The sequence below is a fragment of the Streptococcus sanguinis SK355 genome (genome assembly GCF_000212855.1).
Lineage (GTDB): Bacteria > Bacillota > Bacilli > Lactobacillales > Streptococcaceae > Streptococcus > Streptococcus sanguinis_A.
The window spans coordinates 939,477-953,619 of record NZ_GL890993.1; the positions used below are offsets into that span (position 1 = coordinate 939,477).

The 14,143-nt window shown below is 43.6% G+C and carries 13 protein-coding genes; 3 read left to right on the plus strand and 10 right to left on the minus strand.

Annotated features, from left to right (window positions below):
- Nucleotides 1-119: 119 nt before the first annotated feature.
- From HMPREF9389_RS06660 to HMPREF9389_RS06645, 4 genes are all read right to left on the minus strand, one after another.
- Nucleotides 120-995, minus strand: coding sequence for a cysteine ABC transporter substrate-binding protein (locus HMPREF9389_RS06660; protein WP_002929206.1), 876 nt, complete (start codon nucleotides 993-995; stop codon nucleotides 120-122).
- A gap of 88 nt (nucleotides 996-1,083) precedes the next feature.
- Nucleotides 1,084-1,833 (minus strand): amino acid ABC transporter ATP-binding protein, encoded by a 750-nt coding sequence (locus tag HMPREF9389_RS06655; protein ID WP_002907267.1) that lies wholly within the window; start codon nucleotides 1,831-1,833, stop codon nucleotides 1,084-1,086.
- A gap of 8 nt (nucleotides 1,834-1,841) precedes the next feature.
- On the minus strand, nucleotides 1,842-2,519 hold the full coding sequence (locus HMPREF9389_RS06650) for an amino acid ABC transporter permease (RefSeq protein ID WP_002929207.1): 678 nt from the start codon (nucleotides 2,517-2,519) through the stop codon (nucleotides 1,842-1,844).
- The gene (locus tag HMPREF9389_RS06645) at nucleotides 2,479-3,159 is read right to left on the minus strand and encodes an amino acid ABC transporter permease (RefSeq protein WP_002929208.1); all 681 of its coding nucleotides are present in this window, start codon (nucleotides 3,157-3,159) and stop codon (nucleotides 2,479-2,481) included. The genes HMPREF9389_RS06650 and HMPREF9389_RS06645 overlap by 41 nt, the downstream gene beginning before the upstream one ends.
- A gap of 246 nt (nucleotides 3,160-3,405) precedes the next feature.
- Here HMPREF9389_RS06645 and HMPREF9389_RS06640 point away from each other — a divergent pair, with 246 nt between their 5' ends.
- Nucleotides 3,406-4,641 carry a DUF3592 domain-containing protein gene (locus HMPREF9389_RS06640; protein WP_002929209.1) on the plus strand — a complete coding sequence of 412 codons (1,236 nt, stop codon included), beginning with the start codon at nucleotides 3,406-3,408 and terminating at the stop codon, nucleotides 4,639-4,641.
- A gap of 228 nt (nucleotides 4,642-4,869) precedes the next feature.
- Complete coding sequence (locus tag HMPREF9389_RS06635) at nucleotides 4,870-6,309, plus strand: 6-phospho-beta-glucosidase (protein WP_002929214.1); 1,440 nt, start codon at nucleotides 4,870-4,872, stop codon at nucleotides 6,307-6,309.
- A gap of 96 nt (nucleotides 6,310-6,405) precedes the next feature.
- Here the strand turns inward: HMPREF9389_RS06635 and HMPREF9389_RS06630 are convergent, their stop codons facing one another.
- From HMPREF9389_RS06630 to HMPREF9389_RS06615, 4 genes are all read right to left on the minus strand, one after another.
- Nucleotides 6,406-7,353: an alpha/beta fold hydrolase gene (locus HMPREF9389_RS06630; protein ID WP_002929216.1), complete on the minus strand. Its 948-nt coding sequence runs from the start codon at nucleotides 7,351-7,353 to the stop codon at nucleotides 6,406-6,408.
- A 60-nt stretch (nucleotides 7,354-7,413) separates the two neighbouring features.
- Nucleotides 7,414-7,959, minus strand: coding sequence for a hypothetical protein (locus HMPREF9389_RS06625; protein WP_002929219.1), 546 nt, complete (start codon nucleotides 7,957-7,959; stop codon nucleotides 7,414-7,416).
- The gene (locus HMPREF9389_RS06620; RefSeq protein ID WP_002929222.1) at nucleotides 7,956-8,555 is read right to left on the minus strand and encodes a TetR/AcrR family transcriptional regulator; all 600 of its coding nucleotides are present in this window, start codon (nucleotides 8,553-8,555) and stop codon (nucleotides 7,956-7,958) included. Before HMPREF9389_RS06620 ends, HMPREF9389_RS06625 begins: the two co-directional genes overlap by 4 nt.
- Before the next feature lie 393 nt (nucleotides 8,556-8,948).
- Nucleotides 8,949-9,614: an HXXEE domain-containing protein gene (locus HMPREF9389_RS06615; protein ID WP_002929224.1), complete on the minus strand. Its 666-nt coding sequence runs from the start codon at nucleotides 9,612-9,614 to the stop codon at nucleotides 8,949-8,951.
- 95 nt (nucleotides 9,615-9,709) lie between these two features.
- On the opposite strand from HMPREF9389_RS06615, the gene HMPREF9389_RS06610 reads away from it, so the two are divergent.
- Nucleotides 9,710-10,270 carry a TetR/AcrR family transcriptional regulator gene (locus tag HMPREF9389_RS06610; RefSeq protein WP_235787854.1) on the plus strand — a complete coding sequence of 187 codons (561 nt, stop codon included), beginning with the start codon at nucleotides 9,710-9,712 and terminating at the stop codon, nucleotides 10,268-10,270.
- A 213-nt stretch (nucleotides 10,271-10,483) separates the two neighbouring features.
- Here the strand turns inward: HMPREF9389_RS06610 and HMPREF9389_RS06605 are convergent, their stop codons facing one another.
- Together HMPREF9389_RS06605 and HMPREF9389_RS06600 are read right to left on the minus strand one after the other, a co-directional pair.
- Nucleotides 10,484-12,262: a serine hydrolase domain-containing protein gene (locus HMPREF9389_RS06605; protein WP_002929229.1), complete on the minus strand. Its 1,779-nt coding sequence runs from the start codon at nucleotides 12,260-12,262 to the stop codon at nucleotides 10,484-10,486.
- 17 nt (nucleotides 12,263-12,279) lie between these two features.
- Nucleotides 12,280-14,061, minus strand: coding sequence for a serine hydrolase domain-containing protein (locus HMPREF9389_RS06600; RefSeq protein ID WP_032906368.1), 1,782 nt, complete (start codon nucleotides 14,059-14,061; stop codon nucleotides 12,280-12,282).
- Between the last annotated feature and the right edge of the window lie 82 nt (nucleotides 14,062-14,143).

The following is a 14,143-nucleotide window of genomic DNA, read 5'->3' on the forward strand; positions in this document are numbered from 1 at the left end:
AAACGCAATAAAATCAACTGATTACAAAAGTGTTGATTTTATGCGTTTTTATGTGAACTATTATTATATTTCGGCTAGAAATTGAGTTTTTTCTAACTTCTTGCTCTATATCAGCAGGGTTATTTAACTTCTCCGCTTTCAACAACTAGGTCGTCAGCCTTAGCTGCTTCGCCGTATGTTGGGTGGAGGGTTTCTTCATAGGCCTTGTGGAAGAAGTTTTCTTTGCCGAGTTTCTTGATTTCGTCGTTGATGTAGTTGAGTAGCTCGGTATTGCCTTTCTGCACAGCTGGGGCAATGGTATCTGGATCACCTAGCGAAGTGATGCCGACTTCAAAGCCTTTGTTCTCCAGTGCCCAGGCTAGGACTTCAGTATTATCTGTAGAAAAGGCATCGCCGCGGCCGTCCAGCAGGGCTTGGTAAGCATCGCTGTACTGATCATACTTTTGCAGCTTGATATTCGGGTAGTTCTTTTCAAAGTAGGTTTCAGCTGTGGTTCCTTTGGTGATGATCAGGGTCTTACCTTCCAACTGCTCAGGCTTGGTGATAACTGAGCCTTTTGGTGATACAACTCCAAGAGATACTTTCATATAGGGCAGGGCGAAGTCAACTTGTTTTTTCCGCTCGTCTGTGACAGTGAAGTTGGCTAGGGTAATATCGACCTTGTTGGAGATTAAGTATTCAGCCCGGTTGGCAGCATCTACAGGCACGTACTCTGGCTTAACACCCAAATCTTTGGCTAGTTGGTCGCCCAGATAAATGTCATAGCCTTGATATTTTCCGTTGTTATCTACATAGCCGAACGGTTTCTTGTCACTGAAAACCGCGATACGAAGCTTACCGCTCTTTTTAATTTCCTCAAGACTGCGGGCCTTGACTGTTTTGCTGGAAGCTGCGTCTTTGTTACCAGCATCTTTCTTGCTGGAAGTTCCGCAAGCGACAAGGAAGAAAGCCAGAGTTAGGGTTGTTAAAGCAAAGATTGTTTTAGATAATTTCATAGGAGACTCCTTTATAAGATATGGAAATGTGAAGAAAACACAGAGATACCAAAGAGTAGCCACATCAGTGGTGGGGTAGGCATAACTGTCAGCCTAGATGACTGAAGTCAAAGACATTGAGAAATTCCTGGGCTCGCTGGGTTTTTGGTTGGCTGAAGAACTGTTGGGCGGTATTTTCCTCGAGGATACCACCTTGGTCCATGAAGATAATCCGATCGGCAATGGCGCGGGCGAACTGCATTTCGTGGGTCACAATCAGCATGGTCCGGCCTTCTTCAGCTAGGTCATTAATGAGTTCTAGCACTTCACGGACCATCTCGGGATCCAGCGAAGCAGTTACTTCATCAAAAAGGATGATTTCCGGGTGCATGAGGAGCGAACGGACGATTGCCACCCGCTGCTTTTGGCCGCCAGACAGTTGGCGAGCAAAGCTATGCTTTTTATCAGCCAGGCCGACCCGCTCTAGCAGGCTTTCAGCTTCCTTAATGACCTCGTCCTTCTTGCGCCCCTGAGCCTTTATGGGACCAAGAATCAGATTTTGCAGGACATCCAAATGGGGGAAGAGCTCATAGCTTTGAAAGACCATGCCAATCTTCTGCCGAACGAGATGGAAGTCCTTTTTCTGGCTGAGGATGGACTGGCCGTCCAGTAAAATATCGCCAGATTGGATGCTTTCAAGGCCGTTAATGCAGCGAAGCAGGGTTGACTTGCCACAGCCAGATGATCCTAGGATGACCACGACCTCTCCTTTTTGGACAGAGAGAGACAGGCCTTTAAGGATGGCATTGCTGCCGAAAGACTTGCGAATGTCCCTTAATTCTAAAATGATTTCTGACATGATGTCCGTTACTCCTTCCAGATGGTTTCCAAATAAGAGGACAGCTTAGAAATAGGGAAGCAGACTGCGAAGTAAAGCAGCAGAATGCAGCCATAAATCCAAAAAGCAGCAGAAGGGATAGACAGACGATTACTGTCAATGATCTGCTGGCCGACCTTGACGACCTCGATGACTCCGATAAGGACGATGAGTGAGGTTGTCTTAATCATCCGCGTGATTAGGTTAATCGCCTGCGGCAAAAGCCGTCTCAGTATTTGTGGGATGACAATGTAGGCATAGAGCTGGCGCTGAGATAGTCCCAGTGCCTGACCACTCTCAAACTGATGCTTGGGTAGGGAAGTGATGGCACCCCGTACCAAGTCACCCATCTCCGCCGTTCCCCAAAGAGAGAAGACGATAATGGCTGAAAGCTCACCGGAGATATTGATGTCGAAATTTCTGGCTAAGCCAAAGTAAACCAGAAAGAGCAGAACCAGCTGAGGCATGACGCGGATAAACTCTAGGTAGGCTCTGGACAGAAAGCGCACGATCTTTGAGTGCGAGGTCATAATGATGCCAAAAATAGTCCCCAAGATGAGGGAGATTATGACCGAGAGGATGGAAATACCAATGGTAACACCTAGCCCTTGTAAGATACGTAAGAAATTATTCCCCTGAAAGAGAACTTGAATGCCCGAATCCTGCACGCCGCAGCCTCCTTTCTATCCAGCTAAAGCCAAGTGAAATTGGCAGCAAAATAATCAGATAAGCGATGACCAACATGAGCAGAGCCGTATCTGTCTCGTAGTAAAGGCCAATCAAGTCCTTAGCTACAAACATTAGGTCTGCCAAGGCAACAGCTGAAAATACTGAGGTTTCCTTGATTAAAAAGATGATATTGGCACTAAAGGAAGGCAGGGCAATAGCTGCAGCTTGAGGCAGGATGACATAGTAGAAGACTTGTACTGGTCGTAGGCCGATAGAGAGTCCGATCTCCCTCTGCGTCTGGCTGACTGCTTCAAGGCCGCTTCGGAAAGACTCAGCCATATAGGAACCGCCCAGAAAGATTAGCCCAATAGTTGCGCAAGCCTCAGAGGATAGAACAAGTCCAACACGAGGCAGGCCGAAGTAGAGAAAGAAAAGCTGCAACAACAGCGGCGTATTGCGGGAAAACTCGATATAGGCAGTTGCCAGCTGCTTCAAAATTGGAATCTTGTAAAAGCGAATCAGACTGACTAAAAATCCGACAGCAATTGACCCCAAAATCCCCCAAAAGGCGATGAACATGGTTAAAAGAAAGGCCTCTTGATAGAGGGGATAGTAATCACTGACGACGTCCCAGTTCACGGCTTTCACTCCTTTAAATAATTGATGTCCCTAGTGTAGCACAGATAGCAGACCTTTAGTAATATGTATTTTTTATCGCACTGATAAGGAAAATCTATCACTGGTCTGAAGAGAAATGCCAGATTGGGGGTTTGTTATTTCGGATGTGAAATTGATTAAACCAAGGTGCTTATAAAAAATTGCACTTTGATTTTGGATGAGTATAGAAAAACTAAAAATCCCTGACCTATGGTATAATAGGATAATATGACAAAAGACAATATTAGTTCAAACAAATTATACAAACTGCTCTTTGCTTTATTCAGCTGTGTCGTGGGGCTGTCGTTTCTGTTCATGATGCTGAAAGATGTCTCGTCCACTAATTGGTATAAGAGTCGATTTCAGGGGTGGCAGACCATAACGGCTGAGGTAAGCGGGTTTACGACCAGTCCGCAAAAACGCTCTACACCCGCTTACTACCCTATTTATCACTACATTGTTGATGGTCAAACCTACCAGGGGCTTTCAGACCTCTATCAAGATGAAGTGCCTAAGTCTGGGGAAACCATTAGCATTCTCTATAATCCCAAGTCGCCTGAGCAGAGCCAATATAAGAATGACATCCCAATCCCTATCCTTGTACTCATGCCATTGCTGGGATTCTTATTATTTATGGCATTCGCTGCCGGCTCCCTCTATCAGGCCTTTAATCCTCTACAGGAGCCAAAGCCGCAACCCAAGGCGGCAAAAAGGATCAGCATTGTTGAGGGAACGGTCCGTAAAAAGAATCCCATTGTATCTTTAGTCTACCTAAGCCTGATTATGATAGCCCTCACTTATATCTGTATCACTGCAACAGGGCAATTCAGAGCCGTATTTTATGGTTGGAAAACTACATCCGCTCAAGTCATTGACTATGATGTGTATGAAACCGGAGGAAGTAGAGGAGGAAGAGGATTAACTTTTTATAGTAGCATCTATCAATACCAAGTAGACGGCGTGGCTTATGAAGGCCATTCTGTTCTCGGTAGATTTACACAACCCAAAATTCAAAGTCAAATCCCTATTGCCTATAATCCTGAGTATCCCTATCAGAGTGCTTCTAGTGAAAACCGTCATTTCTTTTATATAGTCTTCTTGCCTGGCTTTAGTCTATTGCTAGTCGGCAAGATTCTCTCTCTAATCATTGCTTCTTGGATAAAGAAGGCTAGCCTCGCTCAAGCCAGAAGACTAGGGCCTGTCTATGACGGCTATATTATCGATGTTATCCCCGCTGAACAGTTTAGAGAGTATAATCAGTTGCATGAGATTTGGCTTGAATTTGAAATTAACCAAGTGCCCTATCAAACCAGCATTTGCCTTCCCTTAAGAGAGCATCATTTTATTTCTTACAGCCAGAATCCTAGACCTATCCCAGTCTATGTGGATCCTCATGATGATAGCCAGTTCCTGATAGATGACAATGATATCTATGCTATTACAAATAAAATACAGATTAGTTGATCCCCCTCCTAATGCCAGCTCCCTCATCATTGACCGGCAACTGGCTGTCCTACTGTCTTGACCTACTTTGATGTGCTTCCACATGAGTTGAAGAATATCGGGAATGCCGAATCTCACAGACACCATAGAGATTAGAATAGTACCATTTTTCCGTAGGATGCTAGAAGTTTATTTGCTGATTGTTTATTATAATATAAGAAAGCGTTTGATTTACAAGGAGGCAAAAAGATGACTGAAAAACTGACTTTTCCTGATGGTTTCTTGTGGGGCGGAGCGACAGCTGCCAACCAGTGTGAGGGCGCTTATGATGCGGATGGTCGCGGGCTGGCTAATGTAGATGTGGTGCCGATTGGTGCGGACCGTCTGGCCATCATCACGGGTAAGAAAAAGATGTTTGACTTTGAGGAAGGCTATTTCTACCCAGCCAAGGAAGCTATCGACATGTACCATCGCTTTAAGGAGGACATTGCCCTCTTTGGTGAGATGGGTTTTAAGACCTATCGTATGTCCATTGCTTGGAGCAGGATTTTTCCTAAGGGGGATGAGCTGGAGCCCAATGAAGCGGGCTTGAAATTTTACGAAGACCTCTTTAAGGAATGCCACAAGTATGGCATTGAGCCTTTAGTGACCATTACTCACTTTGACTGTCCCATGCACTTGATTGAGCAATATGGTGGTTGGCGGAGTCGTAAGATGCTGGAATTTTACGAGCGTCTCTGCCGCACTCTCTTTACCCGCTACAAGGGCTTGGTCAAGTACTGGCTGACCTTCAATGAAATTAATATGATTCTGCATGCACCATTTATGGGGGCGGGGCTCTGCTTTGAAGAAGGCGAAAATGAAGAGCAGGTCAAATACCAAGCGGCCCATCATGAGCTGGTCGCGTCAGCCATTGCTACCAAGCTGGCTCATGAGATTGACCCGGAAAACAAGGTTGGCTGTATGCTGGCAGCGGGGCAAAATTATCCTAACACCTGCCATCCACGTGATGTATGGGCTGGTATAGAGGAAGACAGGAAAAACTATTTCTTTATCGACGTGCAGGCGCGTGGTGAATATCCCAACTACGCCAAGACAGCTTGGGAGCGCGAGGGCATCAATGTCGAAATGACAGAAGAGGACCTGCAGCTGCTCAAGGAGCATACGGTGGACTTCATTTCCTTCTCTTACTATTCGAGTCGGGTGGCTTCGGGCGACCCTAAGGTCAATGAGCTGACCGAGGGCAATATCTTTGCTTCTCTCAAGAACCCTTATTTGGAAGCTTCTGAGTGGGGCTGGCAGATTGATCCTCTGGGCTTGCGCATTACGCTTAATACCATTTGGGATCGCTATCAAAAGCCCATGTTTATCGTGGAAAATGGTCTGGGCGCAGTGGATACTCCAGATGAAAATGGCTATGTGGCTGATGATTACAGGATTGACTACCTGGCGGCCCATGTCAAGGCTATGCGGGAAGCTATCAATGAGGACGGTGTGGTGCTGTGGGGCTACACGACCTGGGGCTGTATCGACCTGGTATCAGCCGGCACTGGCGAGATGAAGAAGCGCTATGGCTTTATCTATGTAGACCGAGATAATGAAGGAAAGGGAACACTCAAACGTTCCAAGAAGAAATCCTTTGACTGGTATAAGGAAGTCGTCGCAACTAACGGAGCATCTGTGAAATAGAAAAAAGGCTGAGATATGAATGTCTCAGCCTTTTTCAAGGATGTATGTTTATAGGAACTTTAGTCTAACTGAAATTTAAATACTTTTCAAGATTCATTATTTCAAGAATTCCTTTATTTGCTGGGCGATTTCCTCTGGCTTTTCATCATGGATATAGTGGGAACCTTCTAATGTTACAAGTTTGGCTTGGGCATTCTGCGCGACAAACTCTTCCTCTAGCTTGGGAGCTTCTCCGCCTTTCTGGACAGCCGCAAAGATAAGAGTCGGAATCTGCGGCACAGGTTCTTTGTTAATCGTTTCAACATTTTTCTTCCGATTCTTGACTTCGTTCATGACCGCCTGAGTGATTGACCGCTGGTGGAACAAGGCTTTAAAGATAGCTTTTTCCTGATCATTGAGGGCCCCAGACTTTATGGCTGGGCTGCTATTTTCATCAAAGAAAATCGGTAGGCGAGCTAAGCCTAGCATTCTCCCCAGCTGGATAGTCTGATAAGAGCCATAAAATTTCTGCTGGTCGGCCACCTCTGTATGAGGCATGGTCATATCCAGCCCGATAATAGCTTCTACTTCTTCTGGGTAATGATTGGCCCAGTGAATCGTTTCTAAACCAGCAATCGAATGCGGAACCAAAACATAAGGACCGGATATCTTAGCAGCTTTGAGGGCCTTACGTGTCTGCTCCACTTGTCTATCCAATGAGCGGTCATCGTTCCCATCATCGCTGTAACCATAGCCTAGACGTTCTACCACGACGATGCGATAATCGTCCTCCAGCTTGGAATAAAGAGCCTTGAAATCCAGAACCGGAGCATTGGTGCCCAGTCCCGCTAGGAAAACCAAAGTCTTCTTGCCCTTGCCGGCAGTGTAGACATTAAGCTTCTTACCCTCTACCTTGACTAGCTGACCAATCGGCTTCTCAATGAGTTTGCTTTCCTGAGCTATTTGAAAGCGGTGATAGAGAAAGATAGCCAATAAGGCCAGAGCTAAGAGTCCTACCAGCCAAGTGATTGTTTTAAGGATAAATATAAAGATTCTTTTCAACATAGGGATTCCTTTCTGTTCATCATATTTTAGACTCGCATACTTTTATTTATAATCTTTACTTCAAGCGGTCATATCGTGATTTACACTAAAAGCGAATAGAAGTTTAATCAGGTAAAGTGATAAAAGAGCTGTCATACTGATTGGCAATTTACTGTAACTAATAAGAAGAATGCAACCCAACCCCGCCATAGAAGCACCAGTTAATGCTTGCTCCCTGCAATCTTTCAGTAGTTCGCTAACAAACAGAGCGCCTATCATCGCAGCAAGCCAGACCATAGTACAGGTTAGTAAAAATTGATTAAAAAGTAGAGCTAGAAGTAAGGGCTGAATATGAATCAGGAGGAAAATACATCGTCGTTTTACAGACTCTTGATAATAATGATTAGTCCCTTGAGATAAATTAGCGATCACTCCTCCGCTGATATCTACAGATAAGAGGCAAAAAGTGATGATTTGCCATAATGGCCAATTCTGATCTGGCAAGGAAAGACGCCAGAGTAATCCAGTTACCAGAAAAGAGAAGGTCATCGTGATAGCTATGGTTATCAGGCTTGTTTTCCGTCCAAATAGTTCCTGTAAAAACTTAGGTGTGCAAATATCTCTCAATATTTTATTCCTCCCTGCCCCATGATAAATTCTATCTGTTCCAATCCTTTTTCCATTAAAAGTGATGGTGGCATATCCGTATAAAGATATCGGATTACCAAAAGCCCTAAATTGTTATAAAGTATTTCCAGCAGGAGGTCGATTGGGTAGTTTTCTGGCAGTAGATGAGCCTTGCTTTCCAAGTAAGTCTTAATTGATTGAAGATATTGACTATCAAGATACAGCAAGTTGCTCAAATATTGACTGGAATCAGTATCAGAGGTGAGAATTTGAAAAATGCTCTGCCAGTCGGATTTCTCAACTTCAGTTATAGTGCCAACATCAGATATAATCTGCTTTTTAATACTTGCCACAAGCTCTGTATAAGTTTCAGCATTTTCATCAAATTTTGTAGTCAGCTTAAACTGCTTCTGGATGACTATTTCAATAAAAATTTGCCCCTTGCTTTTAAAATAATTATATAGAGTTCCAGTAGCTATATCACAGACTTCTGCAATCTCTCGCATAGAAACTGCTCCAAAGCCCTTAGAGAGAAACAACTCCCCTGCCACTTCTAAAATAGCTTGACGATTCTTCTCTTTTTTACTTACTTTCATTTTTAAATTCCTTTTCAAAATATGAATACGTTCATTTTATGAACTTGTTCATATTGTAATAAATAAAATATAAAAAATCAAGAAAAAACTAAATACAATTTAGTGGTCAAAAAATAGAAAGCCAGAGGGACTGATATATAAAATTTGCCTTAGAGCACCCACCACTGCCAAAGCAGATAGACTTGTCAGGTGTATCTATATTGTTTCTGTCGCGATAGAGTTGGAAATAACAGCTAACAAACATTAGATATGTCTGGTTGGCCGCAAGGCCAAACTTAAAATAGCAGAATAGAACTAGGCCACTTTTTGATTTTCGGTGAGTATTAGTCGCTCAGTTATGCCTTTGACTTCTCATAGAATTTTTGAAGAAGATTATGAAATAGGGAAGGGAACTCAGTTATTTTTTCTTGCGATATATTTTTCATAATAACGGTTGCTATCAAAAGGATAAGGAGTCTCTTTTGATTTGAACAGTTGCTCAGGGATAAGAACGACACTGCTTACAAGAACTGTTCCACTGATAATGGCTAAAATGATTATTGACAAGCCGGGGAGATTTGTAGGATACTGGTTCAGAACATAGTAGAGAGCATGAAGCGTAAAGACAACCGCTGTCGCAAAACCTGGGTTATAAATGGTTCTTTTTCCTACTGTTCGAAAACGTCGGTACATACTGAACCCAAAAATCAGGTGGCCAATCATTTCAAAAAAGCAAAAGATAAGATTCCAGATGACAATGATCTGATTGACACCGTAGAAAAGACAGACAATACCAATTAATTCAGCTAACATAATAGTCAGCATATCAGAAAATTGATTCATAGGATAGCGATCGGGCTTTCGAGAGCGCCGAAGCATGTTGTAGTTATAATGAAAACCGCCAGGAAATCTCCATTCCTCTAGACAGTGCAAAGGGAGCATGACATAGATTATAGCGACAAATCTGCTTCCAGCATCTAGTGTAGTCCAATTTGTGATAAGATATAAGAGAATACCGATTCCCATAGCAAAGAGAATGGGAATCCAGATTTTTAACCAAACAGAAATCAGTTTGGACATAACAATACCTCATTTGTATAAGATAAGTCTAGTATAGACAAAATCTGCCATGAATGATACCAACAATTTTGCCCAAAGTGTCCGAAAGGAAAGTCATGAGTTTGTTATTTGCATTAGAAGAAACCAGAGAATTTTTTATGGAAGCTTTTCTCAAGGCTTTACGCGAAAAGCCTTTAAATAAAATATCAGTAAAAGAACTTTGTCAAAGGACGGGTTATAATAGGTCGACATTTTACTACTATTTTGAGGATGTTTACGATCTCAGGAAGCAAGTGGAAACCAATTTGATTCACTCTATCATTTCTGAAATCAGTCTGCAACCAAATCTGACAGACGAGAAATTTATAAAATCTTTGATTACTGTTCATAAAGTCTATGGTGAAATAATCGTATTTCTAAACAGAGATTCTTCCTTTTATGAATCTTACAAACAAGCCTTGCAACCTCATTTGCTGGCATTTTTAAAAGTTGAAAAAATAAATACAGAATTAGACTTGATTTTTGATTTTGTAATGGGAGGGATTTTCGCGCTGCTAGAAAAATATGCCAGGCAGGATATTCCCTTAACAGTTGAGGAACTAACCCTCTTTATTCAAGAACAAATTAACAAATTATCAGTTTGGCATTCATACTCAAATAATGAAAATTCACACTAGGCAGGAATAACTTGAGTATGAATCAAAAAACGTATGACATGTTACTATTTGATAGCTAAGCATATGTTTTCTCTTTCTCACCTATCTATTCTGTCAACCTGACACTGCTTCTCTACATCTTCCCCTCATACCTCCAAGCAGCTAATATGGAGGACATCATATTTTTCCAAAAAGCCAAAGCCCACTTTCCCAAAGGAAGGCAGGCAACTTATATCAAAGCACCCACCACTGGTAAAGAGACCAGTAAAGGATATTAGCAACCACTGCCAAAGCAGATAGACTGGTCATTGCTGTCAGGAAGAGGCGGCCCTTGCTGAGCTTTTCTCTGGATTTTCTGAAGAGCGGCAGCAGAGCAGCAGCGGTTAGTAGGAGTCCCAAGGCAGCAAAGAGCATGTAGCGCCAAGGAGCTAGAGAATCAAGGTCATCTGACATCAAAGGTATCATAATCATTAGTAGGTTTAGGGGAACCGCCAGAATACCAAGGGAAGTCAGTAGATTCCAGATCTTCCAAGTGCGGTCAGTGCGCTCAACCGTTTTTCGGGAAATCAAGCGATAAGCTCCTAATAAAAAGCTGATGATGAGCGTTCCAAAACTATAGACAATTCCAAGGATGCCTAATCCTAAGATGATATAGTCCTTATAGAAGTCGAAAGCAGAGATTTTCTCATAGTCCACCACAGCGACGGGAATTGTAATCCTTCCCTTGCTCTTATAGATGGTCCAAAAATTGGTACTCAAGATTCGGTTCTGAGCAGGATTGTCAATCTTTTCTATTGAGGGCGTCATGAGTCTTAGAAAGGACAGGGGGCCATGGAGAAAGGTACGTGGAGAAAGGTAGTAGCCTGGTGTAAACTGCTTTTGTGTATCTTCGTCAGCTGTTTTACGTCTTCCGAAAACCAGTTCAGGCATTTGGTAGTTGTAATTCTCTTCCATGCTTTGATTGGTCATGACTATGTAGCCGATGCCACTTTCCAAGTCTAGCATGAGACGAGAACTGAAACCATCAGTATTGCCGCCGTGACCAATGATGCTGACTCCGTATTCATTGATCCAAAAACCGTGGGCATTGCGGGCTATGTTTGTACCTGGATAGGTCGAAGTGGGATTGTAGAGGGTATTCCAAGTTTCTGGACGTTCAAAGAGAGCCTTGCGCCCCAGCAGAGCCTGAGCAAATTTCTGTAAATCCTCCAAGGTACCGGCTGCTTGGCCAATTGAGTAGAGACCATATTCATAAAAAGCTGTCCCTAGTGAATTTCCCTTTGTATCATAGGCCTTAGACTCTTGGCGTTTTTTCTGGACATAGGGATTATCAGATAAGTTCGGTAGGAGAGCTGTCTTGTCCATGCCAAGCGGCTGGAAGATATGCTCGTGGGTATAGTCAGCAAAGGTCTGGCCGGAAATCCGCTCGACAATCAGAGAAGCTAGCCCAGCACCATAGTTGGAATAAGAGGTTACTGTTCCAGGTTCAAAGGACTGGACAGGCTGGAGCATGCGTAGATTTTCCTCTATATTTTTATCACCTTTTGTGTAAGACAGAGATTCATCAAATCCCGTCTGATGATTCATGAGATCCAGCATCGTGATAGCTTTGTCGAAGTGTAGATTTTTAAGAAAATTCTCTGGCAGGTAGGTCTTGATATCTTCCTCTAGGTCAATCTTTCCTTGTTCCCAGAGTTGCATGACAGCTATCCAGACGGTCAGCTTGGTCACAGAGCCCCAATCAAAGACGCTGCTGTTGTCAGCTTTGATGCCTTTTTCTTTATCCATATAACCGAAGTTGCCTTGGTAAATGGTGCTATCCTTGTCAAATACTGCCGTTTCCATAGCGGCAGTCGTCTTTTCATGCTCCTTGACATAGTCTTCGATTTTTTGTCCAACTTGGTTGCGGTCAATGCCAGATGGGAGTTTCTGCTCTTCAGCCAGTGTGGTAATTGGTCGAAAGAGTCCTAAAGTCAAAAGAGTTAAAAGGATTAGGGAAAATGTTTTTTTCATAGCTGGCTCCTTTCATATTAGAATACCCACCACTGATATAGAGACCAATAGAGGATATTAGCGGCCACTGCTAAGGCAGATAGGCTGGTCACGGATGTTAGGAAGAGGCGGCCTTTGCTGAGCTTTTCTCTGGACTTTCTGAAGAGAGGTAACAGAGCGGCTGCGGTTAGCAGGAGTCCCAAAGCAGCAAAGAGCATGTAGCGCCACTGAGCGATTTCGCTGAAATCTCCTGAAGTTGCTGACATGAATAGCAGAAAGAGATTGATTGGGACAGCCAAAATACCAACAGCTGTTAGGAGGTTCCAGACCTTCCAAGTGCGGTCTGGCTGGTCTTGTTTCTTGCGAAAGATAAGCCGATAGACTCCTAGAAGCGGGCTGATGATGAGCAGGCCGAGGGCGTAGATGATACCAAGTCCGGCCAAGCCTAGAACAACATAGTCTTTAAAGAAATCAAAGTCAGAGACTTTCTCATAGTCTGCGACAGCCACTGCGATACGGGTCTTGCCTTGGCTCTGATAAATGGTCCAGAAGTTGTTTGGCAATCGCTGATCGTCAGATGGTTCCTGCAAGTAGTCTGCGGAGGCTGGAATCATTTTAAAGATAGCTAGAGGGCCTTGATTAAAGTTACGCAGAGTGCGATAATAGCCTGGACTGAACTGCTCTTTGGTTTCCTTGCTGGCCGTTTTGCGCGATCCAAAGACGAGCTCTGGCATTTGGAAATTATAATTTTGCTCTGTACCTTGATTGGTCATGACGACATAGCCGATACCGTGTTCCAAGTCCAACATTATTCGTGAAGTAGCGCTAGCTGTATTTCCGCCGTGGCCTAACACAGTAGTACCGTATTCGTTGGCCCAAAAGCCATGAGCATTGCGGATGATATCCGTGTCAGGGTAGGTGGAACTGGCAGTATAGAGGGTGTTCCAGGTCTCTGGGCGCTCAAAGAGCGTCTTGCGAGCCAGCAGGGCTTGGGCGAACTTCTCCAAGTCTTTCAAGGTGCCAGTAGCCGCTCCGATAGGATAGATGCTAGTGATGAAATGGTCCTTGCTCAGTAAGTTTCCTTTAGTGTCGTATCCTTTGGTTTCTTGACGCTTTTTCTGAACGTAGGAATTGTCTGATAGATCCGGCAAAATAGCCGTTTTATCCATGCCCAGTGGTTGGAAAATATGCTCATGGGCATAGTCGGCAAAAGTCTGACCAGAGATCCGCTCGACAATCAGAGCAGCCAAGCCAGCACCGTAATTTGAATAAGCTGTGACTGTACCGGGTTCAAAGGACTGGATAGGTTGTTGTTCTTTAAGGATTTCTTCGATACTTTTATCGTCTTGTAGGTACATGGTTACCTCATCAAATCCTGCCTGATGGTCCATCAGATCCAACATGGTGATAGGTTTGTCATAGCGGAGATTTTTGAGGAAGCCCTCTGGCAGATAGGTGCGGATGTCTTCTTCTAAGTTAATCTTACCTTGCTCCCAGAGCTGCATGACAGAGATCCAGACGGTCAGCTTAGTCACGGAACCCCATTCAAAAACGCTATCGTCATCGGCCTTGATGCCTTTTTCTTTATCCATATAACCGAAGCTTCCTTGATAAATTGTACCATTCTTGTCAAAGATAGCAGTCTCCATGCCGGCTGTTGTTTTTTCATGTTCCTTGACATAGTCTTGGATTTTCTGGCCGATCTGGTCACGTTCGATACCAGATGGTAGCTTTTGAGCCACCTCAGCCAGCGCAGTAGCTGGCTGGAAGAGCCCTAGAGTTATAATCGTTAAAAGCGTTAGAATAAATGTTTTTTTCATAGCATTTCCTTTCTGTTCAACTTTAGTATTCACATAAGCTGAGTTCAGATAGTCGGCGCAGTCTCCTTTTAATTTAGAATTA

Coding starts and splice junctions, on each gene's coding strand:
- HMPREF9389_RS06660 (WP_002929206.1), bottom strand. CDS start 995: ATGAAATTATCTAAAACAATCTTTGCTTTAACAACCCTAACTCTGGCT.
- HMPREF9389_RS06655 (WP_002907267.1), bottom strand. CDS start 1,833: ATGTCAGAAATCATTTTAGAATTAAGGGACATTCGCAAGTCTTTCGGC.
- HMPREF9389_RS06640 (WP_002929209.1), top strand. CDS start 3,406: ATGACAAAAGACAATATTAGTTCAAACAAATTATACAAACTGCTCTTT.
- HMPREF9389_RS06635 (WP_002929214.1), top strand. CDS start 4,870: ATGACTGAAAAACTGACTTTTCCTGATGGTTTCTTGTGGGGCGGAGCG.
- HMPREF9389_RS06630 (WP_002929216.1), bottom strand. CDS start 7,353: ATGTTGAAAAGAATCTTTATATTTATCCTTAAAACAATCACTTGGCTG.
- HMPREF9389_RS06620 (WP_002929222.1), bottom strand. CDS start 8,555: ATGAAAGTAAGTAAAAAAGAGAAGAATCGTCAAGCTATTTTAGAAGTG.
- HMPREF9389_RS06615 (WP_002929224.1), bottom strand. CDS start 9,614: ATGTCCAAACTGATTTCTGTTTGGTTAAAAATCTGGATTCCCATTCTC.
- HMPREF9389_RS06610 (WP_235787854.1), top strand. CDS start 9,710: ATGAGTTTGTTATTTGCATTAGAAGAAACCAGAGAATTTTTTATGGAA.
- HMPREF9389_RS06605 (WP_002929229.1), bottom strand. CDS start 12,262: ATGAAAAAAACATTTTCCCTAATCCTTTTAACTCTTTTGACTTTAGGA.
- HMPREF9389_RS06600 (WP_032906368.1), bottom strand. CDS start 14,061: ATGAAAAAAACATTTATTCTAACGCTTTTAACGATTATAACTCTAGGG.